Raw genomic sequence first — 24,700 nt, 5'->3', positions numbered from 1 at the left:
ACCGCTCAGTAATATATTGTGGCGCACGCCGCACTCGGACGCGCACCACGCTCGGGCCCAGATCCCAGGGCCGTCCCTTAGGGTGGGAATGCATCCACCCAGCAGGAGGTCCAATGGGGCTGCGTTCCCTCGCCTACGCCGTCTATGAACGGCAGATCAGCCGCGCACTGCCGCAGGACCGGATCCCGCAGCATATCGGCGTGGTCGTGGACGGCAACCGGCGCTGGGCCAAGCTCGCCGGCACCCCCGCCGCCGACGGGCACCTGGCGGGCGCGAACAAGATCGTGGAGTTCATCGACTGGTGCGCCGAGCTGGGCGTGCCCACGGTGACCCTCTACATGCTCTCCACGGACAACATGAGCAGGTCCGCCGAAGAGCTGGACCAGCTCATGGAGATCATCGGCGACACCCTCGAGCGGCTGTGTGAATCCCGCCCCGGCGGACGCCCTGTGCGGGTCCACCCGGTCGGGCAGCCCGAGCTGCTGCCCGCGCCGCTGGCCGAGCGGCTGCGCTGCGTGGACGCCGAGCTTGCCCGCGCCGAGGAGGAGCCGGCCGTGCACGTGAACGTGGCGGTGGGCTACGGCGGGCGCCAGGAGATCGTGGATGCCGTCAAGGAGCTGCTCCGCGACGCCGAGTCCAAGGGCCGCAGCATCAGTGAGGTCGCCGAGCAGCTCACCCCGGGCTCGATCGCCGACCGGCTCTACACCCGCGGTCAGCCCGACCCTGATCTGATCATCCGCACCTCGGGTGAGCAGCGGCTCTCCGGATTCCTGATGTGGCAGTCGGCGTACTCGGAGTTCTACTTCTGCGAGGCGCTGTGGCCCGACTTCCGCCGCGTGGACTTCGTCCGCGCGCTGCGCGACTACGCACAGCGGCAACGACGCTTCGGAAACTGACCGCCACTTCCGTCCCGGCTTGAGCTGTTTACCCGTTCGTCACCCGGAACTCACCAGAACTACTGCCATGTAGTTCGATGCCGGAGTACGCTCTGAAGTGTCAGAACACTGACCGGAGAGGCCCGATCACGTATGCCGCAGGCATCGCGCAGAAGGGGTCGGACCGGCCCCGCAGGGCCGAACCGACCACCCTTGCGAATCACAACGGGGACAGTCCAAGGTTCCGCCACGAGCCGGATGCGCCACCAGGCGCCTTCCACCAGGACTCGCGGGCGGGACCTTCTGTGTCTCCGGATATGGAGAAACCGTGGCCTCCTCACATGTGACCCCTGCAACCCCCGACGCCGTCAGCAGTGACGAGCTGGACTCAGCAATCGCCGGGGCGCTCGCCCAGCAGTCCTTCGTGCTCGACACCTCGGTGCTGCTCTCAGACCCCAAGGCGTTCCTGAGGTTCGCTGAGCATGAGGTGATCCTCCCCGTCGTCGTCATCTCCGAGCTGGAGAAGAAGCGCCACGACGCCGAGCTGGGCTACTTCGCCCGATCCGCGCTGAGGCTGCTCGATGAGCTTCGCGTCAAACATGGGGCGCTGAACCGACCGATCCCGCTCAACGACCAGGGCGGGCAGCTGTTGATCGAGCTCAATCACATCTCGCTGGAGGTTCTCCCACATGGTTTCCGCGGCTCGGACAATGACGCGCGGATCCTCGCAGTGGCGAAGAACTTCGCCGATGAGGGCCGTGAGGTCACCGTGGTCTCCAAGGACCTGCCGATGCGGGTGAAGGCCTCCGCGATGGGGCTCGCGGCCGATGAGTACCGCAACGAATGGGTCACCGATTCGGGCTGGACCGGTCTGGCCGAGGTCAGCGCCAGCTCCGAACAGATATCCCAGCTCTACGACGGCGAGAAGATCGACCTCGAGGATGCCGAAGATCTGCCGGTGAACACCGGACTGGTGATCTCCTCCGACCGTGGCTCCGCGCTGGGAAGGGTCAAGCAGAACGCCGCCTCGCAGAAATACGTCCAGGTGGTCCGCGGAGACCGTGAGGTCTTCGGGCTGCATGGACGCTCCGCCGAACAGCGGCTGGCCATCGACATGTTGATGGATCCGGAGCTGGGCATCGTCTCGATGGGAGGTCGAGCCGGAACGGGGAAGTCCGCGCTGGCCCTCTGCGCCGGGCTCGAAGCCGTGCTGGAGCGCGGCGAGCACAAGAAGATCATCGTCTTCCGTCCGCTCTATGCCGTGGGCGGCCAGGAGCTGGGCTACCTGCCCGGCTCCGAGGCGGAGAAGATGAACCCCTGGGGCCAGGCGGTCTTCGACACGCTCGGCGCGCTGGTCTCGGAGAACGCGCTGGACGAGGTGATGCACCGCGGGCTGCTCGAGGTGCTGCCGCTGACCCATATCCGCGGGCGCTCGCTGCATGACGCCTGGGTGATCGTCGATGAGGCGCAGTCGCTGGAGAAGAACGTGCTGCTCACGGTGATGTCTCGGATGGGGCAGAACTCCAAGATCGTGCTCACCCACGACGTCGCCCAGCGCGACAACCTCCGGGTGGGCCGCCACGACGGGATCGCCGCGGTGGTGGAGATCCTCAAGGGCAACCCGCTCTTCGGCCACGTGACCCTGACCCGCTCGGAGCGCTCGCGGATCGCCGCGCTGGTCACCGAGCTGCTCGAAGACGCCTAGGGTCCGTGCGGCTGACCGGCTCCCGCCCGCTGCCGGTGGGCGGGAGCCGGTCTTCTGGCCCGGGGGGCTCCCTTCAGCGCCGGGCGGGCGACTTGGCGGCTCTCTCGCTGCGTGCGGACCGGGTGAAGATGAAGGCGACGGCGACGCCGGCCACCGCCCCTGCCAGGTGCCCGGACCAGGACACCCCGCCGGGGCTGATCGGTGTCATCCCGATGAGCATGCTCAACCCGTAGAGGAAGAGCACCGCCAGGGAGAACACCACCGCGAGGATCCGACGTGTGATGAACCCGAAGGCGACCAGGAAGGTCGCGAAGCCGTAGACGACGGCGGAGGCACCGATGTGCAGTCGGCCGCAGCCCACGCCCAACGGATCGTGGCAGATCCAGGGTGTGCCGCCGAGCCAGAGCAGCACCCCGGAGAGCAGCCAGATCACGGCCGTGATCCTCACGAACCGGCGGGTCAGCAGCGAGACCATGCCGCCGAGGACCAGCCAGGACATCGAGTTGCTCAGGATGTGTCCGAAGCTGCCGTGCAGCAGCGGCATGAACAGGATCCCGAGCAGTCCATCGGCGTCCCGGGCCTGCAGTCCGAACGCCCGATTGATCCAGTTCCCGGTGAAGACCATCACCAGATAGACCGCCCACATCCCCACCAGCGGCACGACGACGGGCAGGAAGGTCCGGCCGAAGGTGGACTTCAGGTCGGTGCTCAAGGATCCCCAGGAATCACCGGGTGTGCTGCCGATCGGATCGCCTGCTCCGGATCGCTGGAATGCTCTGCTCATCACTCCATGCTACGCAGAGCTCGGGTGTCGGCGTGCGCGGACGGTGGCCCCGAAACTGCTGGTGCCATACCATTGGCCAGAGGGGCCAACACTTAGTCCGAGCAACTATCAATATGTGGTGGCGTGACGGCCACTCCTAGGCGGGGATGTTGAAGGACGAACGCGCACACCAGACCCCCGAGGTCACGGCTGCGGCACCCGAACCTGTGATTCCAGGTCCGGAAGCCCACCATGAGGCAGTCCCAGCTGAAGCGACCCACGATTCCCCGACGCCCCGGCCAGGCGGCTACTGGTATCAGGACTCCGGCCACGCGCCGAGCTCCGTGGATGTGCTGAACCTGCTGCGTCGATACCGCGAGTCGGAGCGGAAGATGCGCTCGCGCACCCGGGAGTCGATGAGCATGGGTGAGACCGATCTCCTTGCGCTGCGCTTCGTGCTGCGCGCCCAGTCCGCCGGGGAGCTGCTGCGCCAGCGCGATCTCGCCCAGGAGCTGGACATCAGCGCCGCCTCGGTCAGCGTGCTGGTGGATCGGCTGATCCGCTACGGCTATGTCCGCCGCGTGCCCTTCCCCAGTGACCGTCGTTCGGTCGCGATCGAACCGACCATCGCCGGGGACCAGGAGGTCCGCGAGACGCTGAGCGAGATGCACCGCCGGATGATCGAGACTGTGGAGACGCTCACCGAAGCTGAACGCGCGGCGGTGACGAAGTTTCTCCTCGGACTGATCGCCAGCGTCGACTGATCTCCGCCGGCTCATCTTGAGCCCGCTGGCTGCGCGTCACAGTCTCAGTCCCCGGAGATCGGTTACTAGACTGAACCTATGACCGAGAACACTGCTGAGACCGAATACCGTATCGAGCGCGACACCATGGGTGAGGTGAAGGTGCCCGCCCAGGCCCTGTATCGCGCGCAGACCCAACGCGCCGTGGAGAACTTCCCGATCTCGGGACGCACCTTGGAGCGCGCCCACATCGAAGCGCTGGCCCGCGTGAAGAAGGCCGCCGCTCGGGCGAACCAGGAGCTCGGGGTGCTCGACGCCGAGCTCGCCGAGGCGATCGTCCACGCCGCCGAGCTGGTCGAGGCCGGAGACCTCGACGAGCACTTCCCGATCGACGTGTTCCAGACCGGCTCCGGGACCTCCTCGAACATGAACACCAACGAGGTGCTGGCCACCTTGGCCAACCGCTACCTGGCAGAGAAGGGCTCGGACAAGGAAGTCCACCCCAACGACCACGTCAACGCCTCCCAGTCCTCCAACGACGTCTTCCCCACCTCCGTGCATGTGGCAGCCACCTCCGCGCTGGTCAACGACCTGCAGCCGGCGCTGGCGTACCTCGCCGAGGCGCTGGAGGCCAAGTCAGAAGAGTTCGCCTCCGTGGTGAAGTCCGGCCGCACCCACCTGATGGACGCCACCCCGGTGACCCTGGGCCAGGAGTTCGGCGGCTACGCCGCACAGGTGCGCTACGGCGTCGAGCGCATCGACTCCGCCCTGCCGCGCGTGGCCGAGGTGCCCCTGGGCGGGACCGCCGTGGGCACCGGGATCAACACCCCGCTGGGCTTCGCCGAGAAGGCCATCGCCAGCCTCGCGAAGGACACCGGCCTGCCGCTGACCGAGGCCCGGGACCACTTCGAGGCCCAGGCCAACCGGGACGGGCTGGTGGAGGCCTCCGGGCAGCTGCGCAACATCGCCTATTCCCTGATGAAGATCAACAACGACCTGCGCTGGATGGGGTCGGGCCCGAACACCGGCCTCGGCGAGATCGCGATCCCTGACCTGCAGCCCGGCTCCTCGATCATGCCCGGCAAGGTCAACCCGGTGATCTGCGAGTCCGCCATCCAGGTCTGCGCCCAGGTGATCGGCAACGACACCACCGTCGCGCTGTCCTCCACCAACGGCGCCTTCGAGCTCAACGTCGGCATCCCGGTGATGGCCGCGAACCTGCTGGAGTCGATCAGGCTGCTGAAGAACACCAGCTACGTGATGGCCGACAAGATGATCAAGGGCCTGACCGCCAATGAGGAGCGCGCCGCGTTCCTCGCCGCCGCGTCGCCGTCGGTGGTGACCCCGCTGAACAAGCACATCGGCTACGAGGCGGCCGCCGAGATCGCCAAGCACGCGGTGAAGAACAAGCTCACCGTGCGCGACGCCGTGATCGAGCTGGGCTACATCGAGCGCGGCGACCTCACCGAGGCGCAGCTCGATGAGTCCTTGGACCTGATGAGCATGACCCGCCCCGGCTGATCTGAGCTCTGCGCGCCCAACGCCACTCCTCCCCGCTGGTTGAGTTTTCCGGTACATACGTATCCACCGGAGAACTCAACCAGCGGGGAGTTTGGTCTCAGCTGCGGAATCGTGCGGGGGCCTCGGTGTCCAGCGCCCAGTCGATGACCATCCGCTGGTCCTCGCTGATCGGCTCTGGCAGCGCGGAGACGGGGAACCAGCCGACCTCGACTGACTCATCATCATTGACCCGCGCCTGCCCCGAGATGGGCTCCATCTCCAGCACCGTGTCCAGGTATCGGCAGGCGTCCCCGTTCGGGTAGCGCACCAGCCCGGTGGCGAAGACTCCGGCCACCCGCACCGGACGGGCGACGACGCCGGTCTCCTCTTCGACCTCGCGGACCGCTCCGACGGCAGGATCCTCACCGGGATCGAGGATCCCCGAGGTCACGGTCCACGCACCGTTGTCGGCGCGGCGCACGAGCAGCACCTCGGTCTCGGCGGTGGAGGGTGCGGCAGGGGAGGGGGCGGCGGCCTCGCCACCCACCGCTCCCCGGCGGAGCACCACGCCGCGGGCCGCAGGGATCCAGAGCTCCTTCGTGCCGATGTCTTGACGCAGTTCCTTGATGAAGTCTGGGGTGGGCATGTCCTCAGCCTAGCGAGTGGCCGCCGCTGAGCATCAGGGCGATGGTGGTGCCCAGCAGCAGGAAGGGTCCGAAGGGCACCGCGGTCTTGGCCGTGCCGCGCCCGGAGAGCAACAGCGCTGCCGAGACCAGTCCGCCGAGCAGGAAGGACACGACGACGGCGGTCAGCACCGTGTCCCAGCCGAGGAACCCGGTGTAGAGGCCCAGCACCACGGCCAGCTTCACATCCCCCATGCCCAGCGCCGGGGGAGCGATCAGCCGCACGAGCAGGAAGAGCCCGCCCCAGGTCAGGGCGGCAGCCAGGGCGCGCAGCGCCGCAAGCGGATCGCCCAGCAGCAGTGCAGTCGGCAGCAGCAGCCCCATCACGAGCCCGGCCCAGGGATAGATGATGCGGTTCGGAAGCCGGTGCTCGCGCAGATCGCTGAAGCTCAGCGCGATGGCACAGACCGCGAACACGACCCCGGCGATCAGCAGCAGCACACCCGCCAGGGCCCGGCCCGGCGCCCCGGAACTCAGCAGCTCGGTGATGAACGCGATCACGGTCCCACCCTAGGCGTCAGGGGCTCAGGAGGGAATGGGCATGACTATCTGGGGAAGATGCCCCTGAATGCCGCTGAGCTGAGGGTCAGACTTCGCCAATGCTGGTGACCACGTCGGCGCGTCCCTCCGAGAGCCGGTAGGTCACCCCCATGACCGCGGTGCGGCCCTCCGCGACGGCGTTGTGGAGCACACGGGAATGATCGACGATCCGGTGGGCGGTCTGCTTCACGTGTTCTTCGACCGTCTCGTTGACGCTGGTGATTCCGGCGCGCTGCGCGGCCAGCACCGAGGGGGTGATGCGCTCGACGAGGCTGCGCACGAAGCCGGTGGGGGTGACTCCGGACTCGGTGGCCTGCAGCGCAGCCAAGACGGCGCCGCAGGAGTCGTGCCCGAGGACCACGATCAGCGGGACCTTCAGCTCGGCGACGCTGAACTCCAGAGAGCCGAGCACCGCGTCGTCGGTGACCTGCCCGGCGGTGCGGACCACGAAGACGTCACCGAGGCCGACGTCGAAGATGATCTCCGCGGCCAGGCGGGAGTCCGAGCAGCCGAAGATCGCCGCCATCGGATGCTGGGACTCGGTCAGCGAGGATCGGCGGGCGGCATTCTGGTTGGGGTGCTTCGATTCACCCGAGACGAAGCGTTCGTTGCCGGCTTTGAGCAGTTCCCAGACCTCCGCGGGGAGCGGCTGAGCGGGCGTGGTCGATGCGGTCATCCTGTGGAACCTCCGTTGTCTTCCCCTGTTTCTACCTCAACATGTTCTACCTCAACATCGATCGATTCGGTGACCGCTCTGCGGAGAATGTCGAACTGCTCTGCCGTGGCCTCCCCGCCGAACACGATCGCCGTGCCGTCGACCGTGTTCGCCTCGGCCTCCAGGACGTAGTACTTCCACTCGTCGTTCTCGCGGACCTCGAGGGTCAGCCCATCGACGGTCTCCTCCCCGGTGGCCCCGATCTGCCGCGTCGCATCGTTGACCCAGGCGGGGTTGGGCTCGTCGGTCTGCGCGAAGCTCAGGAAGCTCTGCTCGTCGACGGAGTACCCGACCTCCCAGGCAGTGACCCCGAGCTCTGCGCGGTTCTCCCACCGGGCATAGTTCGCCGTCCACCCCTCGGGCACATCCGGGACGATGGCGGTGTAGCCGGCCACGTCGCTGGTCCAGCCGGCAGCCTCTTCGACGTCGACGTCAGGGGTGAAGGCGACATCGCGTTCTGGTCTCAGCCCCATCACGGCGAACAGTGCCAGCATGGTGATCGCCACCGTGATCACGACGCCGATGAGGGGCTGGCGCAGCCGCTTCGCCTGGGACTGCGTCAGCTGCGGGGTGGGGGTCTCTTCTGGCTCGGTCACTCCTCCATTGTGTCACCGCCGGCAGACATGCCCGGGCCCGTGACTCGGTGCCGTGTCGGCGCTCACGGCTATGATGGCGGCAGGGCCGGCGACGAGGCCGGTCAGAAGCCGAGACGACAAGGTGGCCCAAGCCCATGAACGATTCTTCGCAGCCCGGCGGCAAACGCTCCGACGACGGCTCCACCCAGGACTTCTCCCACCTTTCAGCGCGCCTGGCCGTCGGAGACTCCGAGCCTGACCGCCACCTCGCAATGGAGCTGGTCCGGGTCACCGAGGCCGCGGCCATCGCCGGCGGCGCCTGGGTGGGCATGGGTGACAAGCTCACCGCCGATGGTGCCGCAGTGGATGCCATGCGCTCCCTGCTGGACACCGTGAACCTCAACGGGATCGTGGTCATCGGCGAGGGGGAGAAGGATGAAGCCCCGATGCTCTTCAACGGGGAGCGGGTCGGCAACGGCAGCGGACCGGAGGCCGACGTGGCCGTGGACCCGATCGACGGCACCCGGCTCACCGCGCTGGGCTACAACAACGCGCTGGCAGTGCTGGCCGTGGCCGAGCGCGGCACGATGTTCGATCCATCGGCGGTGTTCTACATGGACAAGCTGATCACCGGACCCGAGGCCGCCGACATGGTGGACCTGCGCCTGCCCGTGAAGCAGAACCTGCACCTGATCGCCAAGGCCAAGAACAAGCGGATCAGTCAGCTCAACGTCTGCGTGCTCGACCGCCCGCGCCACTCCAAGCTGGTCGAGGAGATCCGCGAAGCCGGAGCTCGCACCCGTTTCATCATGGACGGTGACGTGGCCGGAGGCATCGCCGCGGCCCGCGAAGGCTCCGGCATAGACGTGCTCATGGGAGTGGGCGGCACACCTGAGGGCATCATCACCGCCTGCGCCATCAAGGCCGTCGGCGGTGTGATCCAGGGTCGCCTGGCTCCGATCGACGACGAGGAGGCGCAGAAGGCGCTCGACGCCGGCCACGACGTCAGCAGGGTGCTCACCACCAACGAACTGGTCACCGGCGACAACTGCTACTTCGCCGCCACCGGCATCACCGACGGCGATCTGCTGCGCGGCGTCCGGTACCAGGGAGACAAGGTCACCACTCAGTCCATCGTGATGCGTTCGAAGTCCGGCACCGTCCGGGTCATCGACGCTGAGCACCAGGCCCGCAAATGGGAGTCCTACACCCGGCAGTGATGCGAGTGGCGATGTCGATCGGGGAGGAGTCCCTGTGGGACACCTGGTGTGAGCGTCGGTCTTTCTGGCCGCGGCCATGCTGGTGCACGCGCTGGATCAGCAGTTCGTGATCGGGGACGCCCCGACTGTGCCGCATGCGATGTTCCTCGCCGACCGCTTCGCAGCTTCTGGGTGACTCCTCACGAGGGGCTGACAGGGCCACGCGGCCTATCTATTGTGGTGTCATGGCTTTCGCGAATGTGGGAACGCTGGGAGTTGTGCCAGGCGCCCGGGACCGAGTCGTCTCCATATTGACCCGCCATAATCCAGACCTGGAACAGGCCGGATGTCTTCTCTACGAGGTCGGCATCAGCGACGAGCACCCCGAGACGGTCTTCGTCAGCGAACTCTGGACCTCCGCGGAGGCCCACCAGGACTCGCTCCAGCTGCCGAGCGTCCGTGCACTCATCGCCGAGGCCATGCCCCTGCTCTCGGGTGCCATGGACGGATACCAGTTCGACGTGGTCGGATCCCCGCTGCCGTAGCCGCTTCCATGTATCAGGGACCTCCGTCCCACGCATCCGGCGCTACTGGATCTCGGCGTCGGGCGGGGCGATATGGTGCCGCTGGCCGCCGTCGGCCGAGGCCACCCCGGCCACCGCGGAGAAGCCCTTCGGCTCCTCACCCGCGGCCTGCGCCTGCATCCCCGGGGTCGCCTCCGTGCGTCCGGTGATCTGCCCCAGGCTGCGCAGCACCCGGTCCACCACGAGCCCAGCCGATTCCAAGTCAGCGACGACCTCGTCGATCGCGTCCAGATGCTCCTCGTCCACGGTGATGATCCACTGCTGCTCCGGCATGGTCACTGTCCTTTCGGCCGCTGGGATCGCAGCCAATCCCGCCCCGACATCCTCACGCTCAGCGCCTGCCAGGGGACGCGCGGTGCGGATCAGCTCATCCCACAGCGCCTGGCCGCGCAGCCCGGTGGAGGCCGAGAGCAGGGCGGCGATGCCGGAGACGTGTGGGGCTGCCATGGAGGTGCCGCTGATGCTGCGGTGGTGCTCGGGACGCGGCCAGGATGAGTAGACGTCCACCCCGGGGGCGGCGATGTCGACCTCCCCACCATCGTGCGGCAGGGAGCGGGCTGAGAAGTCCGCCACGTGCAGCCCGGTGTCCAGCGCGGCCACCGCCATGACGTAGGGGCTGTTCGCCGGTGCCCCCACGAAGCCGGGGTTTCCTGCGCTTCGTCCGGCGTTGTTGCCCGCCGCGGCTACCAGCACCGAACCCCGCTCCAGCGCCCGCCGACCAGCGGTCACATATGGAGGATGGACCTCGCGCACATCGGCGCCCAGTGACATCGAGATGATCTGGCAGTTGTTCGCCAGCGCCCAGTCGATCCCAGCGAGGATCGAGGCGTCTGAGCCGGATCCGTCCGCACCGAGCACCTTCGCCGCGAAGATCTCGACCCCGGGGGCCACGCCGAAGCCTCGACCGGACGGGGGAGCCCAGGGTCCGCAGGCGGTGCCCACGCAATGCGTGCCATGACCGTGGACGTCCTCCGGACCCTCCCCGGCGATGAAGGACTCTGCCGTCACCACGCGGCCGGCGAAGTCCGGATGGTCGACGTCGAAACCGGTGTCCAGCACCGCGATGCGCACCCCGGCGCCGGTGAGCCCCGCCGCTTGGGCGCGGCCGATCTCAATGGCCTGCAACCCCCAGGTCAGTGCAGCGGTGTCGACGACTGCGGCTGTCGTCGTGCGCTCGGCGGGGGTCGCCCCGATCGCGTAGTAGGTCAGCTCCCGGCTGTAGCTCATCGGCGCTCGACGTTCACGACATCGACCGCTGAACGCCTCGAGGTCACCGGACTCGCCGTCGACCACGCCGACGCCGAGTCGAGGGAAATAGATGTCGGTGGAGAAGCCCTGGGCGCTGAGCAGCCCGGGAGCGTCCCGTTCCAGCACTTCTGAATCTGAGGTGTCAAAGGTCACTACAAAGCGTCCCATTGTTGTCCCGTCCCTCCGCCGCGCCGACACGTGGGCACCAGGCTAGGGTCGCAACCTGCATATCCGCCGAGTGACCTGGAGATCGTCCCTGCGGCCAGCTGTCCGGTGCGGTCTGCTCCACCCGGGGGTGTTTCCCTGTGCGGGCGAGCAGAGGTCATGGCGCATAATTGGGGACTGTGACGCGACAGGACAGCAACCCAGCCCCGCCCAGCGGCCCCGCCGGCACCCCGAGGATCGGGGTCATCGGCGACGGCCAGCTGGCCCGCATGATGGCCCCCGCCGCCGTCGAGCTGGGCATCGAGCTGCATCTGCTCGCCGGCTCGGCCGACTCCTCGGCCGCGCAGGTCATCCCGCACACCACGTTGGGGGACTACACCGCCCCCGCAGACGTGACGGCGTTCGCGGCCGGCCTAGACGTGATCACCTTCGATCATGAGCACGTGCCTGCCGAGGTGCTTGACGCTCTCACCGCGAACGGCGCCGAGATGCATCCCGGTCCCGAGGCGCTGATCTACGCCCAGGACAAGCTCGCGATGCGCCGCGCCGTGGAGCAGCTGGGCCTGCCGAACCCGCGCTGGGCCGAGGTCCGCAGCGTCGACGAGCTGCTGAGCTTCGGCGCCGACGCCGGCTGGCCGGTGGTGCTGAAGACTCCGCGCGGCGGCTACGACGGCAAGGGTGTGCGGATGATCGACTCGTCCGAGCAGGCCGCTGACGCCCAGGACTGGTTCGCCCGCGCCGCCGAATCCGGCGCGGGCCTGCTCGCCGAGCAGAAGGTGCCCTACACCCGCGAGCTCTCCGCCCAGGTCGCGCGCTCGGCCACCGGGGAGACCGTGACCTACCCGGTGGTGGAATCCACCCAGACCCACGGAGTCTGCGACGAGGTGATCGCCCCCGCGCCGCACACCAGTGAGGACCATCTGGACCTGTGCGAGCGCATCGCCCGCACGATCGCGGAGAAGCTCCAGGTCACCGGCATGCTCGCAGTAGAGCTCTTCGAGATCAGTGAGGATGACGCCGACCCCGAGGCTGGAATCATCCCCGGCATCTACATCAACGAACTGGCCATGCGGCCGCACAACTCCGGGCACTGGACGATGGACGGGTCCATCACGAGCCAGTTCGAGCAGCACCTGCGCGCGGTGCTGGGCCTTCCGCTCGGCGCCACCGAGGTCAAGGGCGGCGCCGGCGGCTACACCGTGATGAAGAACCTGCTCGGCAGCGCCGCCGCCGGCGAGCGATCCCTGCACGGCTCCTTCGCCGCGGCGATGCGCCGCTCGCAGGGCTCGAAGATTCACCTCTACGGCAAAGAGGCCCGCCCGGGTCGCAAGATCGGGCACGTGAACATCCTCACCCAGACCCATTCCACGCAGGAGACCTGGGAGGCACGTCGAGCGAGGCTTCAGCGTGTGCGCCGAGCTGCAGCAGACGTGGCCGAGATCATCGTGGAAGGACCCGCCCAATGAGCCAGACCACCGAGAACCACCCCACTGATGCGAGGCCAGGGGAAGCCCAGGCCCAGCCCGGCGCCCCCGGCGCCGCCCAGGTGAGCCTCGTCATGGGGTCGAACTCCGACTGGCCGGTCATGAAGGCCGCTGCGCAGGCGCTGGACGAGTTCGGCATCACCTTCGAAGCCGACGTCGTCTCGGCCCACCGGATGGCCGAAGAGATGATCAGCTACGGCAAGACCGCGCACGAGCGCGGGATCCGGGTCATCATCGCCGGTGCTGGGGGAGCCGCCCATCTGCCCGGCATGCTCGCCTCGGTCACCCCGCTGCCGGTGATCGGCGTTCCGGTGCCGCTGAAGCACCTCGACGGCATGGATTCACTCCTGAGCATCGTGCAGATGCCCGCCGGGGTCCCGGTGGCCACCGTCTCCGTCGGCGGCGCCCGCAATGCGGGGCTGCTCGCCGTGCGCACTCTGGCTGCCGGGGACTCGGCCCAGGCCGCACAGCTGCGCGAGAAGCTGCTCGACTTCCAGAAGGCGCTGGCGGCTGAGGCCCACGCGAAGGGTGCCGCGCTGCGCGAAGAAGCCGCCGAGCTGGAGACGTACCGGACACGATGACCGACTCCGCCATCAGCTACCACCGGTTCAACAGCGAACCGGATGTGATCCGCAGCCCGCAGCGTGGTTCCGCGACCGACCGCACCCGTCGCGCCCTCATGCTCCTGGCGCTGACCCTCTTCATCCCCGGCGCCGCCCAGGTCGCCGCAGGCTCCAAGAAGCTCGGCCGCGCCGCCCTGGCGGTGACGGTCGCCTGCTGGTTCTCCGCACTGCTGCTGGGACTGATGTTCCTCACCATGCGAGGGGTCGTGCTCTCTCTGCTGACCCAGCCGTTCATGCTCTGGCTCAGCGCCGTGGTGCTGGGCGCGCTGGCGATCGGCTGGCTGATCCTCTGGCTGGACACCTTCAGGCTGCTCCACTTCACCTCCCTGGCGCCGCGACTGAAGCCGATCGTCGTCGTCGTGCTGGTGGTGCTGATGACCGTGACCTCCGGAACGCTGGGCTACGGCGCCAAGCTGGTCAACGAGGGCCGTGCGGCTCTCGGCGGGATCTTCGCCGCCGGGCCCGGCATCGACGCCGTGGACGGTCGATATAACTTTCTGCTCATAGGCGCCGACGCCGGCGAGGGACGCGAGGGACTTCGGCCAGACTCCATCCACGTGGTCAGCGTCAACGAGGACTCCGCGGAGACCATCATCTTCTCGATTCCGCGCAACTTCCAGAACGCCCAGTTCAACGAGGACTCCCCGTTGAACGCCGTCTACCCGACAGGCTATGACTGCGGCGACGAGTGCATCATCAACTTCCTCTACACCGATGTGATGGAGAACCATCAGGACCTCTATCCCGAGGCCGAGGATCCCGGTGCCGAGGCCATGATGGACGCGGTCTCCGGCAGCCTGAACCTTGAGGTCTCCGGCTACGTGATGGTGGACATGGGCGGCTTCGAGGACCTCATCGACGCCATGGGCGGGGTGAGCGTGAACTCCGGCGGCTGGGTGCCCTACCGCGGCCCGATGCCCGATGGCAGCTGGGGCGACAACTGGTGGGCCCCCGGGGTGTACGAGTTCTCTGGCCAGGAGGCACTGGCCTACGCGCGATCGCGCACCTTCAGCTCCGACTACAACCGGATCCAGCGTCAACAGTGCATCCAGCAGGCGATGATGTCCCAGTTCAACCCGCAGACGCTGCTCTCGCGCTTCAGCGAGATCACGCAGGCCGGAGAGAACGTGGTGGAGACCAACCTGCCGCAGTCCCAGCTGGGCTCCTTCCTGGACCTGGCCGTCGACGCGCAGGGCCAGACTCCGCAGCGACTGGTGCTCGGGGCCCCGGACTTCGGCGCCTCCGGTGACATGTTCTCGACCTACCCGGACTTCGAGCAGATCCAGCGCCGGGTGGATGAGCTCATCGCCAATGAGGAGCACCAGAGCGGCGGAGGCCTCTTCGGATCCGCAGGGTTCCTGCCCGCACACTCGGGTGCGCTGGGTGTGACTCTTGCGACACCGCAGGCCACGCAGCAGGCCGCCGACGCCGTGGAAGACGACGAACCCCCGATCGACTCCACCCCGCCGCCCACTCAGCCAGACGGCTCTGAACTGACCCGGGAGTACCTGGTCGAGGCTCAGATGAACGGTCAGACCGCAGTGCTGGAGGAGGCCGCCTCCTCGAATTACCGCTGTGACCCGGTGAAATAGGGCTGATAAGGTTCTCCCGATGTTCATGATGATCAACCCCGTCCGCGAGTATGCGTGGGGTTCCACCACCGCGTTCAGCGAGCTCTTCGGCTGGGCCGCTTCGGCGACCCCGCGGGCGGAGATCTGGATGGGTGCTCACCCTGGAGACCCCTCCTCCCTGCAGCTGGCCCCTGAGTCTGTGCGGCAGCCGGTCGAGGTCACCTCGCTCCCGGACTACCTGCGAGGCTCCGACCAGGCTCCGGGAAGCTTCCCCTTCCTGCTCAAGGTCCTCGCCGCCGAGCAGCCGCTCTCGATCCAGTCCCACCCCACCGCGGACCGGGCCCGGCGTGGCTTCGCAGCGGAGGAGGCGGCGGGAATCGCGCTCGACGCCCCGCATCGCAGCTATAAGGACCCCAACGCCAAACCTGAGCTGATCGTCGCGCTGACGGAGTTCTCCGCGCTGTGCGGCTTCCGGCCCCACGCGGAGGCCGCAGCGGCGCTGACATCGCTCAGCTCGGCCGTTGCCGGTGTCGAACGCCCGGCAGACGACCAGCAGCTGCCCGCGCTTCTGGACCGGCTCCACGACTTCGTCGCGGCGCAGGACTACGCAGGAGCGCTCGAGCATCTGCTGCGCAGCGGACGCGACGCGACCCAGGCTGCCGCGGAAGAGCTGCACAGGTTCCTGGGTCGGGCCGACCTGCCTGACGGGCACGGCAGGGCCGCCCTCCGGGATGCGCTGGACCCAGGCACGCGCGAGATGCTTGCCCACGTCAGCGCGGCGTTTCCCGCAGATCCCGGCATCTTCGTCACGTTGCTGCTGAACCGCGTCAGGCTCCAGCCCGGAGAGTCGATCTACCTCCCGGCCGGCAATCTTCACGCCTATCTGCACGGGGTGGGAGTGGAGCTGATGGGCAACTCTGACAACGTGCTGCGCGGCGGACTGACCAGCAAGCCCCTTGCCGTCGATGAACTGCTCAGCGTCACCGACTTCGGCGTGCTCCCGGTCCCACACTGTCCGGTGCAGGACTCTGGGCCCGCTCCGCGCCGGACCCAGTACCAGGCTCCGTTCGAGGAGTTCCAGCTGGAGCTGATCGAGTTCCCAGGCGAGACGGTGCTGGATCGGCTCGGTCCCGGTATCGTGCTCTGCACCGCGGGAACGTTCACGCTGCACGCTCCCGACGCGGCCTCGAGCGAGGATGCCGCCGGTGAAGAACTCACCGCAGCCCCAGGAACGCCTCGTATGCTCACCCTTACTCCGGGCGAATCCGCCTTCCTGCCGGCAATCACCGGCCACCGGCTGAGCGCATCCGCTCACGCCCAGGCCTTCCTGGCCAGCACCACCTTCGCCAGCCAAGACCTGTAGGACTATTCCCATGATCCCCAAGCTGTACCGGCGCATCGAAACCCTCGTCCTCAGACTCTGGCGCGAGGTCGCGAAGTTCGGCGCTGTGGGCGGCGTCGCCTTCATCATCGACTCCGCGATCTTCCTCTGGCTGATCAGCGGCCCCATGGATGACTCGCAGCTCAAGGCCAAGGTCGTCGCCGGCGTCGTCGCCACGCTCTTCTCCTGGATGGCGAACCGCTACTGGACCTTCCGGCACAAGCGCTCCACCGGCAAGACCCGCGAGCTGGTGATGTTCCTGCTGATGAATGCGATCGGCCTGGGCATCCAGACCGGCTGCGTGGGCATCGCGAAGTACGCCCTGGGCATGGATTCGGTGAGCGAGGTCTTCATCGCCGGCAACGTGATCGGCCTGGTGCTGGCCACCGTATTCCGCTTCTTCGCCTACAAGTACTGGGTCTTCACCACCGACCGCTCGGGTCTCGCGGAGCTGCCCACTGAACAAGATCCAGCCGCCGACGCCGCCGAGGTCACCTCCCGCTGAGCCAGCGGGCTGAGCAGCTCCACAGTCGGACAGCTGTCGAATCCGCGGGTCATTCCACCCGTCTCCGCCGCAGGGATGGGACGGGCATCGCCGCGGGAATCGAGTGGGTGAGGGGAGCCGCTGTCAGCGGATCCCCTCATTGCGCAGCATCTGTTCCCAGGCCTTCGGCTGCGCGGCGGGATCACCCTGGAACAGCACCACCGGGCGGCTCTGCGCCCAGGCTGCAAGCATCCGAGCGAACAGTTCGCCGCCGCCCCAGCGCACCAGTCCCCAGTCCTTCAGGTCAACCTCGGTCGGTTCACCGACGACGACGAGCCCACCGCCCACACTGCCGCCCGCCCCGGCCCCTGCGTCCGCCCCGGGCAGCTCGAGCGGCGGCAGCGGAGCCGGCAGCTGGTCCGGATGCTGGCGGACCTCGGCGGAGATGTCCAGCGCCCAGGCCGGAAGTCGCTGCCCGGTGGCCTCCTCGAAGGACGCATCCAGCAGGCCGGGGGAGAGCGCCGCGAGTTCCGCATCCCCGAGAGCATGCGCCAACGGGCCCGCGCCGGTCCAGTCGCCGGGCCGGTCGGTGAGGATCAACCCCGGCTCCAGCGCCGAGGCAGTGGCTGCGCGGGCGTCGTCGTCGTTCTGCGCGGCTCCCAGCGCAACCAGCGTGGCCCTCCATCCCAAGGCTCCTGCGGCCAGCAGGACGGCGGTGGCCTTCCAGTGAGGTGCGGCGTCGACCAATACGGCGGCGCCTTCATCGATCTCACATTCCTGGCTGAAGAGGCCGATCAGCTTGACCGTCCAGTTCTGCAGCACCCGCCCGGAGAGCTCCACGCGTTCCTGGTCCTCGCCTGCTCCATACCAGATCAGCGCGGGCTGCGGACGAGACTCGAGCAGGTCCAGCAGGGCAGGGAACGTCTGGGGCGGCCGGGCGGTCGAGCCGCCGAGTGTGAGCGGGGTCATAGTTTCTCTCCTGGGCCCGCCACGCCTCGCGGCAAGCTTATTTTTGACGGCGTGTCGGGCGTGATCGAGGGGTTGACGGTCTGATAGTGGCGACTTAAGTCGCTCACTTGACGGATCATTACTTACGCCAGTGTAATTAGGAGCAGTACACGCATGATCAACCTCGGGAGGCCCTTTGATGGGGAACGCAGAGCGGCTGGGCACAGAACAGCCCGGCACCACGGCCATAGCGCGCAGGACGGGTCTAGAGGTTCCTGCTGATTGGTTCGTGGACCCTGCTGATCCTCAGGCCGCCGAGCGGCTGGAGCACGGCAAGACCCTCGAGGATCAGGCCACCGCATTCCTCGCCGCCCATGAAGAGGCCGAACGTCGCTCTGTGGGGAACGCCTCGGCCGGCACCAGCTCTTCGGTCACCGCTCTCAGTGAGGCTCCTTCCCGCCGCACTGAGGCCCCGACCCGCGAGCTGCCTGGCCGTGAGACCGCAGCGCCGGAGACCCGTCCCGCGGACTCGAGCAGGACCACCTGGCTGGGCCTGCCCGCGCTCGTTCCCACCGATGAGATCGAGGGCGAGCTCGCCTGGCAGGTCGACGCGCTCTGCGCGCAGACGGACCCGGAAGCCTTCTTCCCCGAGAAGGGCGGCTCCACGCGAGACGCCAAGAAGGTCTGCGGCGCCTGCAACGTGAAGCAGGAATGCCTGGAATACGCGCTGGGCAACGACGAGCGCTTCGGCATCTGGGGCGGACTGTCCGAGCGGGAGCGGCGCAAGCTGCGAAAGAGAGCACTCTGATCAACGGTCACTCTGGCCCCCACATCGCCGCCGTCGTCCTGAACGACGGCGGCGATTTGTCGTCCGCTCCAGGCCACGCCGGACCCGACGCCGCCCCCGGCGCTTCCAGCACCGCAATGCAGCGGACCCGGGACGCGCTGGCCGCGCAGTCCCGGGCGCCCGATCACATCATCGAACTCTCGGCAGCGAGCTACCGCGGGGTACAGGACCTGTCGCGCTCGCTGCGATCCGGATTGCTCGAAGACCGCCGACAGGCACGCAGCACCGCAGGCAAGGGCTCGGGCGGGACCAAGACCACCCAGCTCTGGCGCAGCCTCGAACGGCAGCTGCCGGACGGCTTCAATCCGCGCCACCAGTGGCTCTGGATCATGCCCGCCGGCACGGTCCCCACCTCCGACGCCCTGGAGCGGCTCGAAGAGCGCCTCTTCACCGTCAAGGACGAGGAGCACCACGCGCAGATCCAGGTCATCGGCGCCAAGCAGCTCTCCGCCGAGACCCCGGAACGGCTGGTCAATGCGGGCCTCTTCAGCGCCCGCTCCGCGGAGGTCCTCACCGCCACCGAGCCCAAGGAGCTGGACCAGGGCCAGTACGACGGCCGCGACGCCGTCCCCGCCGTCTCCGGGGAGGGCATGCTGGTGCATGCCTCACTCTTCGGCGACCTCGGCGGCTTCGACCCGGGGCTCAGCGGAGACTACGCCGCCGCGCAGTTCTGCCGCCGCGCCCGCGAGGTCGGCGCGCACATCGTCATCGAACCCACCGCCCGGGTGCTCCGCGAGGACCCGCCCCGCCGAGACACCGTCCACCGCCTCGGCGGCACGCTCTACCTCCCTTCCGCCCAGCGGATCAGTCAGATCCGCCGCCGACTCGTCAACGCGACCCCGATCGCGGTCCCGTTCCTCTGGCTGGGCATGTGGGTCTCCGCGCTGCTGCGGCTGATCGGGCTGACCGTGGTCAAGGCACCTGATGCCGGCGCCGGTCAGTTCTTCGCCACGCTGCGCGCCCTGCTGGGCCTGGGAGCGATCGCCCATACGCGTCGCTTCGCCACCGAGGGCCGCAGAGCCGCCCTGGCCCGACTCAGCCGCGACGAACAGATCAGCTCCGCCGCCGAGCTGCTGCGCGCCGGACGCCAGGCCGAGGCTCGGAGGACGCTGAGCCCCTCCGAGGTCCGGGCGCAGCGACGCTCGGTGATGACCGCTGAGACCGTCTCGGTCCCGCGCACCCGGTTCACCCCCGGGTTCTACGGCGAACCCGATGACACCGGCGAACGCGAGAACAACGAGGACGCCCTGCTCGAGATCGGAGCCTCCGACGGCGAGTTCGACGAGATGCCCTCGCGTCGCTCCGGGGACCGACTCGGGCTGTTCCTGATGCTGCTGGCGCTGGCCGGAGCCTCCCTGCTGGCCTTCCGAGACCTGCTCTCGGCGGAGGCGATCACCGGCGGCGCCGCACTCCCGCTGGCAGGTTCGCTGCCGGAGGTCTTCGCCCACTCGGTGAGCTTCCTGGCCGCGGACAGCCTCGGGTCGCTCTCCGCCGCGGACCCGTTCAACCTGTTGCTGCTGGCGCTCTCCGCGCTGAGCTTCGGCCACGGATCCGCCGTGCTCGTCTGGCTGCTGATCCTCGCGCTGCCGCTGAGCGCGCTCAGCGCCTGGTACGCCGCGGGTCTCTGGTCCACCAAGGCCTCCCGACGGGTGGTCTCGGCGCTGCTCTGGACCGCCATGCCCACATTGCACATCGCCGTGGGGGAGGGTCGCATCGGAGCGGTCCTGGTCCACATCCTGCTGCCGGTCGCCGTGGTGGCCACCGTCCGGGCGGTCGGCCGCGCCGCCGTCGGCCTGGGTGTCGCCGGAAGCTGGGAGTACGCCACCGGCGCTGCGCTGCTGCTGATGGTGCTCACCGCCGCGTCCCCGACGCTGCTGCCGCTGGTGGTGCTCGTCGGGGTCGCCCTCGCCCTGATCCTGGGTCGCCGGGGCCGCCCGCTGTGGCTGATCCCGCTGACCTCGCTCGCCGTCGCCGCCCCGATGATCGCCTCCGCCGTCATGCAGGGCAAGAACCTCGCCGCGGTGCTCGTCCATGAGCCGGGCCGTGCGCTCACCGCCGACGCCGCCCCGCTGTGGCAGCAGCTGCTCGGCTTCTCCCGCGCCTTCGATCCCGCCGCCGGACTGGCCTCCGCCGGCGCCGCAGGATCCTGGCTGCCGGCCTACCTTGCCGGGGACTTCTGGAGCCTGCGCATCGCACTGCTGATCGGGCTTCCGCTGCTGATCATCGCCCTGTTGGGCATCTTCACCGGCAGCCGCACGCGGCCGCTGCCGATCGTGGCGGGCACACTGCTGCTCGCGACCCTCGGCCTCTCCGCGCTGGTCGGGCTCCTGGCCGCAGGATCCGACGGCACCGCGGTGATCAGCGGAAACCCTGGACCGCTGGTCTCGGTGCTGCTGTTCTGCCTGCTGGCGGCCGGTATGGCATCGCTGGACCGGTTCCCGCTGGCCTTCCCCCGGGTGGGCGGCACGATCACCCCGGTGATCTCCACGCTGCTCGTGCTTGCCATCGGCGCCTCTCTGGTCCTGTTCTACAGCCCGCGCATGATGCCGGACGCGCCGCTGACCGGTCAGCCGCTGACCGCGGTCAACGCCGCTCCGACGCTCATCGAGGCAGGGGCGCTGCGTCAGCTCCCGGCCACGGCCGCAGACCAGGGCACCGGCCCCGCGCAGCTGCGCACGCTGGTGCTCTCTGCGGCTGATCCCGGTGTGATCGGCGAGCTGGTCTCCGGGGAGGGGCGCACGCTGGACAAGTCCCGCGCGGTGGTCGCCGCCGGTGACATGCCGCTGTGGGCCCAGCCGGACCGCATCCCGAACCTGTTCGGCGGCACCCGCGACGACGCCGTCGGCCCAGCGCAGACGGTCACTGGATTCTCTGCCGCCGAAGAGCGCCTGGCCTCGCTGATCGCCTCGCTGATCACACCCGGGGCGCTGCAGACCGAAGACCTGATGGCAGAGCTGGGCGTGGGCTATGTGCTCATCGACCGGAACGAACCCGCTGTGCTCAGCGACGCCGTGGACACCGCCGCCGGACTCGTTCCGGTGGGGGTGACCGACCGCGGTGAGCTGTGGCGGGCCGAGCTCGATGAGGGTGCGCTGCTGCCCTCCGGGAAGGGCATCTCCGGGGTTCCCACCAGCTGGGCCCGGATCGTGGACCCCCAGGGTGAGGTGCAGGCGCTTCTGCCGAGCCATGCGCAGGCGCTCGACGTCGATCTGGAGCAGGTCACAGCCGACGACGGCGCCGGCCTGGGTCTGGATCCGCAGGGCGAGTACCTGCTGGAACTCTCCACCGAGCACGCGAAGGGCTGGCGAGCCAGCTGGGACGGCCAGGACCTCGAATCTGTGGCGGTGCAGACCGACGCGCCCGCACAGTCCTCCGATGGATCTGCCGCCTGGATGCAGCGCTTCGAGCTGCCCGCGGAGGCGCTGACCGATCAGGGTGCGGGGCTGCACGGTCAGCTCAGCGCAGATCACCGCAGCGGCTACCAGCTGCCGGTGCTGATCACTCTGGGCGCATTCCTGCTTCTGGTGGCGCTGATCGCCATCCCGCTGCCCCGCGGAAGCCGCATGCTTCCCGTGGCAGACACCGATGAGCTGGAGGGACGCCGAGGATGAGCGCCAAGAAGGTCAGGGTCAAGAAGCTCATCAAGGAGCAGCGCCAGGCGCGCAGGCGCGCCATCCGCGACCAGGAGCGCGCCGCCACGCTGAAGGCCAAGCAGGACGCGGCCGCGGCCCGAGCCGAATTGAAGGCTGAAGAGCAGCGGCTGCGCATGGAGCAGCAGCAAGAACGCCGGCAGCGGCAGGAGCAGGAACGCCAGCGCCGGGAGGAGCAGGAACGCCAGCGCCGGGAGGAGCAGGAACGCCAGCGCCGGGAGGAGCAGAAGCCGGCCACGGTGACAAAGGCTGCCCCTGCCGTGGAATCCGCCGCCGAACCGGTCGCTGTCGGGCCTTCCCCTGTCGACACCGGGGCCGACGATCAGATCGAGGCTCCGGCCGACATCGAGACGTCCGTCAGCACCGAGGCTTCGGCCGTCACCGAGACGTCGGCTGCGCCCTCGACTCCTGGAAAGCAGAAACGTCCCGAGGGCACCTGGCGGGACCGCCGCCGTGGAGCCCGGAACAATGACGGCAGCCCTGAGTCCGGCGCGGAGCACACAACCGCCCTCAGGAGACGAAGGGGCACGAAGTCCCGCACGGCCGCCGTCGTCGTGACTGCGGGAGTTCTGGCCACCATGATCGGCTCGGTCGCAGTGGATGGCCTGATGGATGGCCGCTCCGAGGCCGCCATCGGGACTCCCGGAGAGGGCCAGGTGGCGTCAGCGGCGCTGGGTGCCGTCTCCGTGGCCGCTCCGCAGGCTGGGCAGACCTTCATCTGTCCGCCGCTGCCCGGCCAGCCCGATTCGCTGACCACCGATGGCCAGCTCGAGTACCGCGACAGGGACTCCTCGGCCGTCTCACGGTTCTCCGCGGTGCTCTTCGCCACTGATCTCAACGGGTCCTTCCCCGACTCCTGGTGGGCGCAGCTGAACCAGGAGGGCCGCGTCAACGAGGACGTCCTGACCGAAGCATCCTCCGCAGACGCTGGTGAGATCGAGGAGGGCGGGGACACCGCACAGGCGGAGGCCCCATTGACCCAGCGCGAGGCGGTCTATGAGTCAGACCTCGACGTCGCCCGGCCGCCGCTGCTGGAGACCGCCGCGACTGCCGATGGCAGCGCACCGGCGGCCGCAGCGCTCTATGAGTACGAGGCCGAGGACGGCCCGGTGGCCGGTCTCGCCGTCGGTCAGTGCACCGCCCCCGAACGCAGCCAGTGGTTCTTCGGCCCCGAGACCGCGGCCGGCTCCTCGTCGCTGCTGACTCTTGCGAATCCCTTCGACCGGTCCGCCACGGTAGAGATCACGAGCGTGGACTCCGACGGAGATCGTGGCACCACCGGGACGCGATCCATCGTCGTCCCCGGTCAGACCACCCGCTCGGTCAACATCGCCGGTCTGGCCTCTTCGGGGTCGGACCTGGGTGTCCAGGTCCGCTCAGCCGGGGCGCCGGTCACCGCGCAGCTGCAGTCCTCCCGCGCGTCCGGGCTGACCGGCACCGGCGTGGAGTTTCTTCCCCAGATGACAGCCCCGGGCACCGAGCACCTGATGCCCGGAGTGCCGATCCCCGAAGGCGTCCCCGCTTCCGGTGACGACGACGATGAGGAGAGCACCACGCCGCCGGAGCTCTGGATCCACGTCCCGGGTGATCAGGGCGCGACCGTTGAGCTGCAGGTCTACGGCGAGGACGGCCAGCAGGTCATCGAGACCCCCGGCGTCTTCACCGTGAACGGCGGCGAGATCGACGCCGTGAACCTGCGCGGCCTCGAGCCCGGCGCCAGAGACATCCGCGTGCGCACCGACGTTCCGGCCTATGTGGGGGTGCGCAGCGAGACCGAGACGGGCTCAGACTTCAGCTGGGCGGCTCCAGCCACGGCGCTCGGGGAGGGCTCCGGCACTTTGCTGCCGCAGCTCGGTGCGCCCGAGCTGCACCTGTTCGCCTCCGGCGCCTCGGGCAGCGTCGCCTACCGGGTGATGGACGTCGACGGAGATTTCGGGCCCGAGCAGAACGTCGAGCTCACCGGGGATGGCGCGGGGGTCATCTCCGCCGACGACCTTGCCTCCGCCGAACCTGACGACAGCGAGGACGGCGCCGCGGTGATCGTGTTCTCCGAACCGCAGCTCGACGGCGAAGGCAGCGTCCACGCGACGATGTCCACCACCACAGATGACGGTGCGTTCAGCCTGACCCCGGTCTCACCGCTGCGCGGGGCCGCAGAGTCCGTGCCGGTGCGGCTGCTGCGCTGAGCGGTTCGGCCCAGCGCCGCGCGCGAGAAGCGGCCGGTCCGATCACGCAGTTCCTGCAGCCCCTTATGGGAGGGTCGCCTGCGACGTCCAGGGTGCCGGTCCGCTTCTGGTGCTCATACCCGGGATGGGGTAGCCTCGCGTTTCCTGTCTGCCACCTCGCCCCGGCACTCGTGAAGGCCGACGTCGTGATGGTGGCGCAGGCGGGCCGCCGGCCGCAGTCCCAGCAGCCGG

The 24,700-nt window shown here is 68.7% G+C and carries 21 protein-coding genes; 14 read left to right on the top strand and 7 right to left on the bottom strand.

Features of this window, described 5'->3' with window-relative positions; translation table 11 throughout:
- Positions 1 to 113 precede the first annotated feature (113 nt).
- Both uppS and LTH93_RS05825 read left to right on the top strand, forming a co-directional pair.
- Positions 114 to 896, top strand: a complete 783-nt coding sequence (uppS, locus tag LTH93_RS05830; protein ID WP_241465152.1) for a polyprenyl diphosphate synthase — start codon at positions 114 to 116, stop codon at positions 894 to 896.
- Positions 897 to 1,257: 361 nt separating this feature from the next.
- Positions 1,258 to 2,580 carry a PhoH family protein gene (locus LTH93_RS05825; protein WP_241465555.1) on the top strand — a complete coding sequence of 441 codons (1,323 nt, stop codon included), beginning with the start codon at positions 1,258 to 1,260 and terminating at the stop codon, positions 2,578 to 2,580.
- 73 nt (positions 2,581 to 2,653) lie between these two features.
- Here the strand turns inward: LTH93_RS05825 and LTH93_RS05820 are convergent, their stop codons facing one another.
- Positions 2,654 to 3,364 (bottom strand): rhomboid family intramembrane serine protease, encoded by a 711-nt coding sequence (locus LTH93_RS05820; protein ID WP_241470396.1) that lies wholly within the window; start codon positions 3,362 to 3,364, stop codon positions 2,654 to 2,656.
- A gap of 146 nt (positions 3,365 to 3,510) precedes the next feature.
- Here LTH93_RS05820 and LTH93_RS05815 point away from each other — a divergent pair, with 146 nt between their 5' ends.
- Together LTH93_RS05815 and LTH93_RS05810 are read left to right on the top strand one after the other, a co-directional pair.
- A complete protein-coding gene (locus LTH93_RS05815; protein ID WP_241470395.1) occupies positions 3,511 to 4,107 on the top strand; it encodes a MarR family winged helix-turn-helix transcriptional regulator in 597 nt (198 codons plus the stop codon).
- Positions 4,108 to 4,185: 78 nt separating this feature from the next.
- Positions 4,186 to 5,607, top strand: coding sequence for a class II fumarate hydratase (locus LTH93_RS05810; protein ID WP_241470394.1), 1,422 nt, complete (start codon positions 4,186 to 4,188; stop codon positions 5,605 to 5,607).
- 97 nt (positions 5,608 to 5,704) lie between these two features.
- Here the strand turns inward: LTH93_RS05810 and LTH93_RS05805 are convergent, their stop codons facing one another.
- The 4 genes from LTH93_RS05805 to LTH93_RS05790 all read right to left on the bottom strand — a co-directional run bounded on the left by LTH93_RS05805 (position 5,705) and on the right by LTH93_RS05790 (position 8,120).
- Positions 5,705 to 6,232: an NUDIX hydrolase gene (locus tag LTH93_RS05805; protein WP_241465148.1), complete on the bottom strand. Its 528-nt coding sequence runs from the start codon at positions 6,230 to 6,232 to the stop codon at positions 5,705 to 5,707.
- 4 nt (positions 6,233 to 6,236) lie between these two features.
- Positions 6,237 to 6,770, bottom strand: coding sequence for a prepilin peptidase (locus LTH93_RS05800; RefSeq protein ID WP_241465147.1), 534 nt, complete (start codon positions 6,768 to 6,770; stop codon positions 6,237 to 6,239).
- 85 nt (positions 6,771 to 6,855) lie between these two features.
- A complete protein-coding gene (locus LTH93_RS05795) occupies positions 6,856 to 7,485 on the bottom strand; it encodes a carbonic anhydrase (protein ID WP_241470393.1) in 630 nt (209 codons plus the stop codon).
- Positions 7,482 to 8,120, bottom strand: coding sequence for a DUF4245 domain-containing protein (locus LTH93_RS05790; RefSeq protein WP_241470392.1), 639 nt, complete (start codon positions 8,118 to 8,120; stop codon positions 7,482 to 7,484). Before LTH93_RS05790 ends, LTH93_RS05795 begins: the two co-directional genes overlap by 4 nt.
- A gap of 134 nt (positions 8,121 to 8,254) precedes the next feature.
- On the opposite strand from LTH93_RS05790, the gene glpX reads away from it, so the two are divergent.
- Complete coding sequence (glpX, locus tag LTH93_RS05785; RefSeq protein ID WP_241465144.1) at positions 8,255 to 9,319, top strand: class II fructose-bisphosphatase; 1,065 nt, start codon at positions 8,255 to 8,257, stop codon at positions 9,317 to 9,319.
- Positions 9,320 to 9,543: 224 nt separating this feature from the next.
- Positions 9,544 to 9,843: a putative quinol monooxygenase gene (locus LTH93_RS05780; protein WP_241465142.1), complete on the top strand. Its 300-nt coding sequence runs from the start codon at positions 9,544 to 9,546 to the stop codon at positions 9,841 to 9,843.
- Between the two features lie 42 nt (positions 9,844 to 9,885).
- Here the strand turns inward: LTH93_RS05780 and LTH93_RS05775 are convergent, their stop codons facing one another.
- Complete coding sequence (locus tag LTH93_RS05775) at positions 9,886 to 11,298, bottom strand: S8 family serine peptidase (protein WP_304653870.1); 1,413 nt, start codon at positions 11,296 to 11,298, stop codon at positions 9,886 to 9,888.
- 176 nt (positions 11,299 to 11,474) lie between these two features.
- Between LTH93_RS05775 and LTH93_RS05770 the strand changes: the two genes are divergently transcribed.
- From LTH93_RS05770 to LTH93_RS05750, 5 genes are read left to right on the top strand one after another with little or no spacing between them, the layout of a single operon-like run.
- Positions 11,475 to 12,761: a 5-(carboxyamino)imidazole ribonucleotide synthase gene (locus tag LTH93_RS05770; protein ID WP_342357757.1), complete on the top strand. Its 1,287-nt coding sequence runs from the start codon at positions 11,475 to 11,477 to the stop codon at positions 12,759 to 12,761.
- Positions 12,758 to 13,360, top strand: a complete 603-nt coding sequence (gene purE, locus LTH93_RS05765) for a 5-(carboxyamino)imidazole ribonucleotide mutase (protein ID WP_370642697.1) — start codon at positions 12,758 to 12,760, stop codon at positions 13,358 to 13,360. The genes LTH93_RS05770 and purE overlap by 4 nt, the downstream gene beginning before the upstream one ends.
- Positions 13,357 to 14,994: an LCP family protein gene (locus LTH93_RS05760; RefSeq protein WP_241470391.1), complete on the top strand. Its 1,638-nt coding sequence runs from the start codon at positions 13,357 to 13,359 to the stop codon at positions 14,992 to 14,994. Before purE ends, LTH93_RS05760 begins: the two co-directional genes overlap by 4 nt.
- Positions 14,995 to 15,019: 25 nt before the next feature.
- Positions 15,020 to 16,336 (top strand): mannose-6-phosphate isomerase, class I, encoded by a 1,317-nt coding sequence (manA, locus tag LTH93_RS05755; RefSeq protein ID WP_241470390.1) that lies wholly within the window; start codon positions 15,020 to 15,022, stop codon positions 16,334 to 16,336.
- 10 nt (positions 16,337 to 16,346) lie between these two features.
- Positions 16,347 to 16,859, top strand: coding sequence for a GtrA family protein (locus LTH93_RS05750; protein WP_241470389.1), 513 nt, complete (start codon positions 16,347 to 16,349; stop codon positions 16,857 to 16,859).
- A gap of 123 nt (positions 16,860 to 16,982) precedes the next feature.
- Here LTH93_RS05750 and LTH93_RS05745 read toward each other — a convergent pair whose 3' ends face one another.
- Entirely contained in the window at positions 16,983 to 17,807 is an 825-nt protein-coding gene (locus LTH93_RS05745) for a TIGR03089 family protein (RefSeq protein WP_241470388.1), read from the bottom strand.
- Between the two features lie 178 nt (positions 17,808 to 17,985).
- Between LTH93_RS05745 and LTH93_RS05740 the strand changes: the two genes are divergently transcribed.
- From LTH93_RS05740 to LTH93_RS05730, 3 genes are read left to right on the top strand one after another with little or no spacing between them, the layout of a single operon-like run.
- Positions 17,986 to 18,594: a WhiB family transcriptional regulator gene (locus LTH93_RS05740; protein ID WP_241465136.1), complete on the top strand. Its 609-nt coding sequence runs from the start codon at positions 17,986 to 17,988 to the stop codon at positions 18,592 to 18,594.
- Between the two features lie 56 nt (positions 18,595 to 18,650).
- Positions 18,651 to 22,244, top strand: a complete 3,594-nt coding sequence (locus tag LTH93_RS05735; RefSeq protein WP_241470387.1) for a hypothetical protein — start codon at positions 18,651 to 18,653, stop codon at positions 22,242 to 22,244.
- Positions 22,241 to 24,469 carry a DUF5719 family protein gene (locus LTH93_RS05730; protein WP_241470386.1) on the top strand — a complete coding sequence of 743 codons (2,229 nt, stop codon included), beginning with the start codon at positions 22,241 to 22,243 and terminating at the stop codon, positions 24,467 to 24,469. Before LTH93_RS05735 ends, LTH93_RS05730 begins: the two co-directional genes overlap by 4 nt.
- Positions 24,470 to 24,700: the final 231 nt, after the last annotated feature.

This window comes from Nesterenkonia sp. DZ6 (assembly GCF_022565835.1).
Classification (GTDB): domain Bacteria; phylum Actinomycetota; class Actinomycetes; order Actinomycetales; family Micrococcaceae; genus Nesterenkonia.
Note: the sequence above shows the minus strand (reverse complement) of the source record. Positions and strands in the feature narration are given on the sequence as shown.

Bases quoted from the DNA above. Each gene is read 5' to 3' on its own strand.
- uppS (WP_241465152.1), top strand. From the start codon at position 114: ATGGGGCTGCGTTCCCTCGCCTACGCCGTCTATGAACGGCAGATCAGC.
- LTH93_RS05820 (WP_241470396.1), bottom strand. From the start codon at position 3,364: ATGAGCAGAGCATTCCAGCGATCCGGAGCAGGCGATCCGATCGGCAGC.
- LTH93_RS05815 (WP_241470395.1), top strand. From the start codon at position 3,511: ATGTTGAAGGACGAACGCGCACACCAGACCCCCGAGGTCACGGCTGCG.
- LTH93_RS05810 (WP_241470394.1), top strand. From the start codon at position 4,186: ATGACCGAGAACACTGCTGAGACCGAATACCGTATCGAGCGCGACACC.
- LTH93_RS05805 (WP_241465148.1), bottom strand. From the start codon at position 6,232: ATGCCCACCCCAGACTTCATCAAGGAACTGCGTCAAGACATCGGCACG.
- LTH93_RS05795 (WP_241470393.1), bottom strand. From the start codon at position 7,485: ATGACCGCATCGACCACGCCCGCTCAGCCGCTCCCCGCGGAGGTCTGG.
- glpX (WP_241465144.1), top strand. From the start codon at position 8,255: ATGAACGATTCTTCGCAGCCCGGCGGCAAACGCTCCGACGACGGCTCC.
- LTH93_RS05780 (WP_241465142.1), top strand. From the start codon at position 9,544: ATGGCTTTCGCGAATGTGGGAACGCTGGGAGTTGTGCCAGGCGCCCGG.
- LTH93_RS05775 (WP_304653870.1), bottom strand. From the start codon at position 11,298: ATGGGACGCTTTGTAGTGACCTTTGACACCTCAGATTCAGAAGTGCTG.
- purE (WP_370642697.1), top strand. From the start codon at position 12,758: ATGAGCCAGACCACCGAGAACCACCCCACTGATGCGAGGCCAGGGGAA.
- LTH93_RS05760 (WP_241470391.1), top strand. From the start codon at position 13,357: ATGACCGACTCCGCCATCAGCTACCACCGGTTCAACAGCGAACCGGAT.
- manA (WP_241470390.1), top strand. From the start codon at position 15,020: ATGATGATCAACCCCGTCCGCGAGTATGCGTGGGGTTCCACCACCGCG.
- LTH93_RS05750 (WP_241470389.1), top strand. From the start codon at position 16,347: ATGATCCCCAAGCTGTACCGGCGCATCGAAACCCTCGTCCTCAGACTC.
- LTH93_RS05745 (WP_241470388.1), bottom strand. From the start codon at position 17,807: ATGACCCCGCTCACACTCGGCGGCTCGACCGCCCGGCCGCCCCAGACG.
- LTH93_RS05740 (WP_241465136.1), top strand. From the start codon at position 17,986: ATGGGGAACGCAGAGCGGCTGGGCACAGAACAGCCCGGCACCACGGCC.
- LTH93_RS05730 (WP_241470386.1), top strand. From the start codon at position 22,241: ATGAGCGCCAAGAAGGTCAGGGTCAAGAAGCTCATCAAGGAGCAGCGC.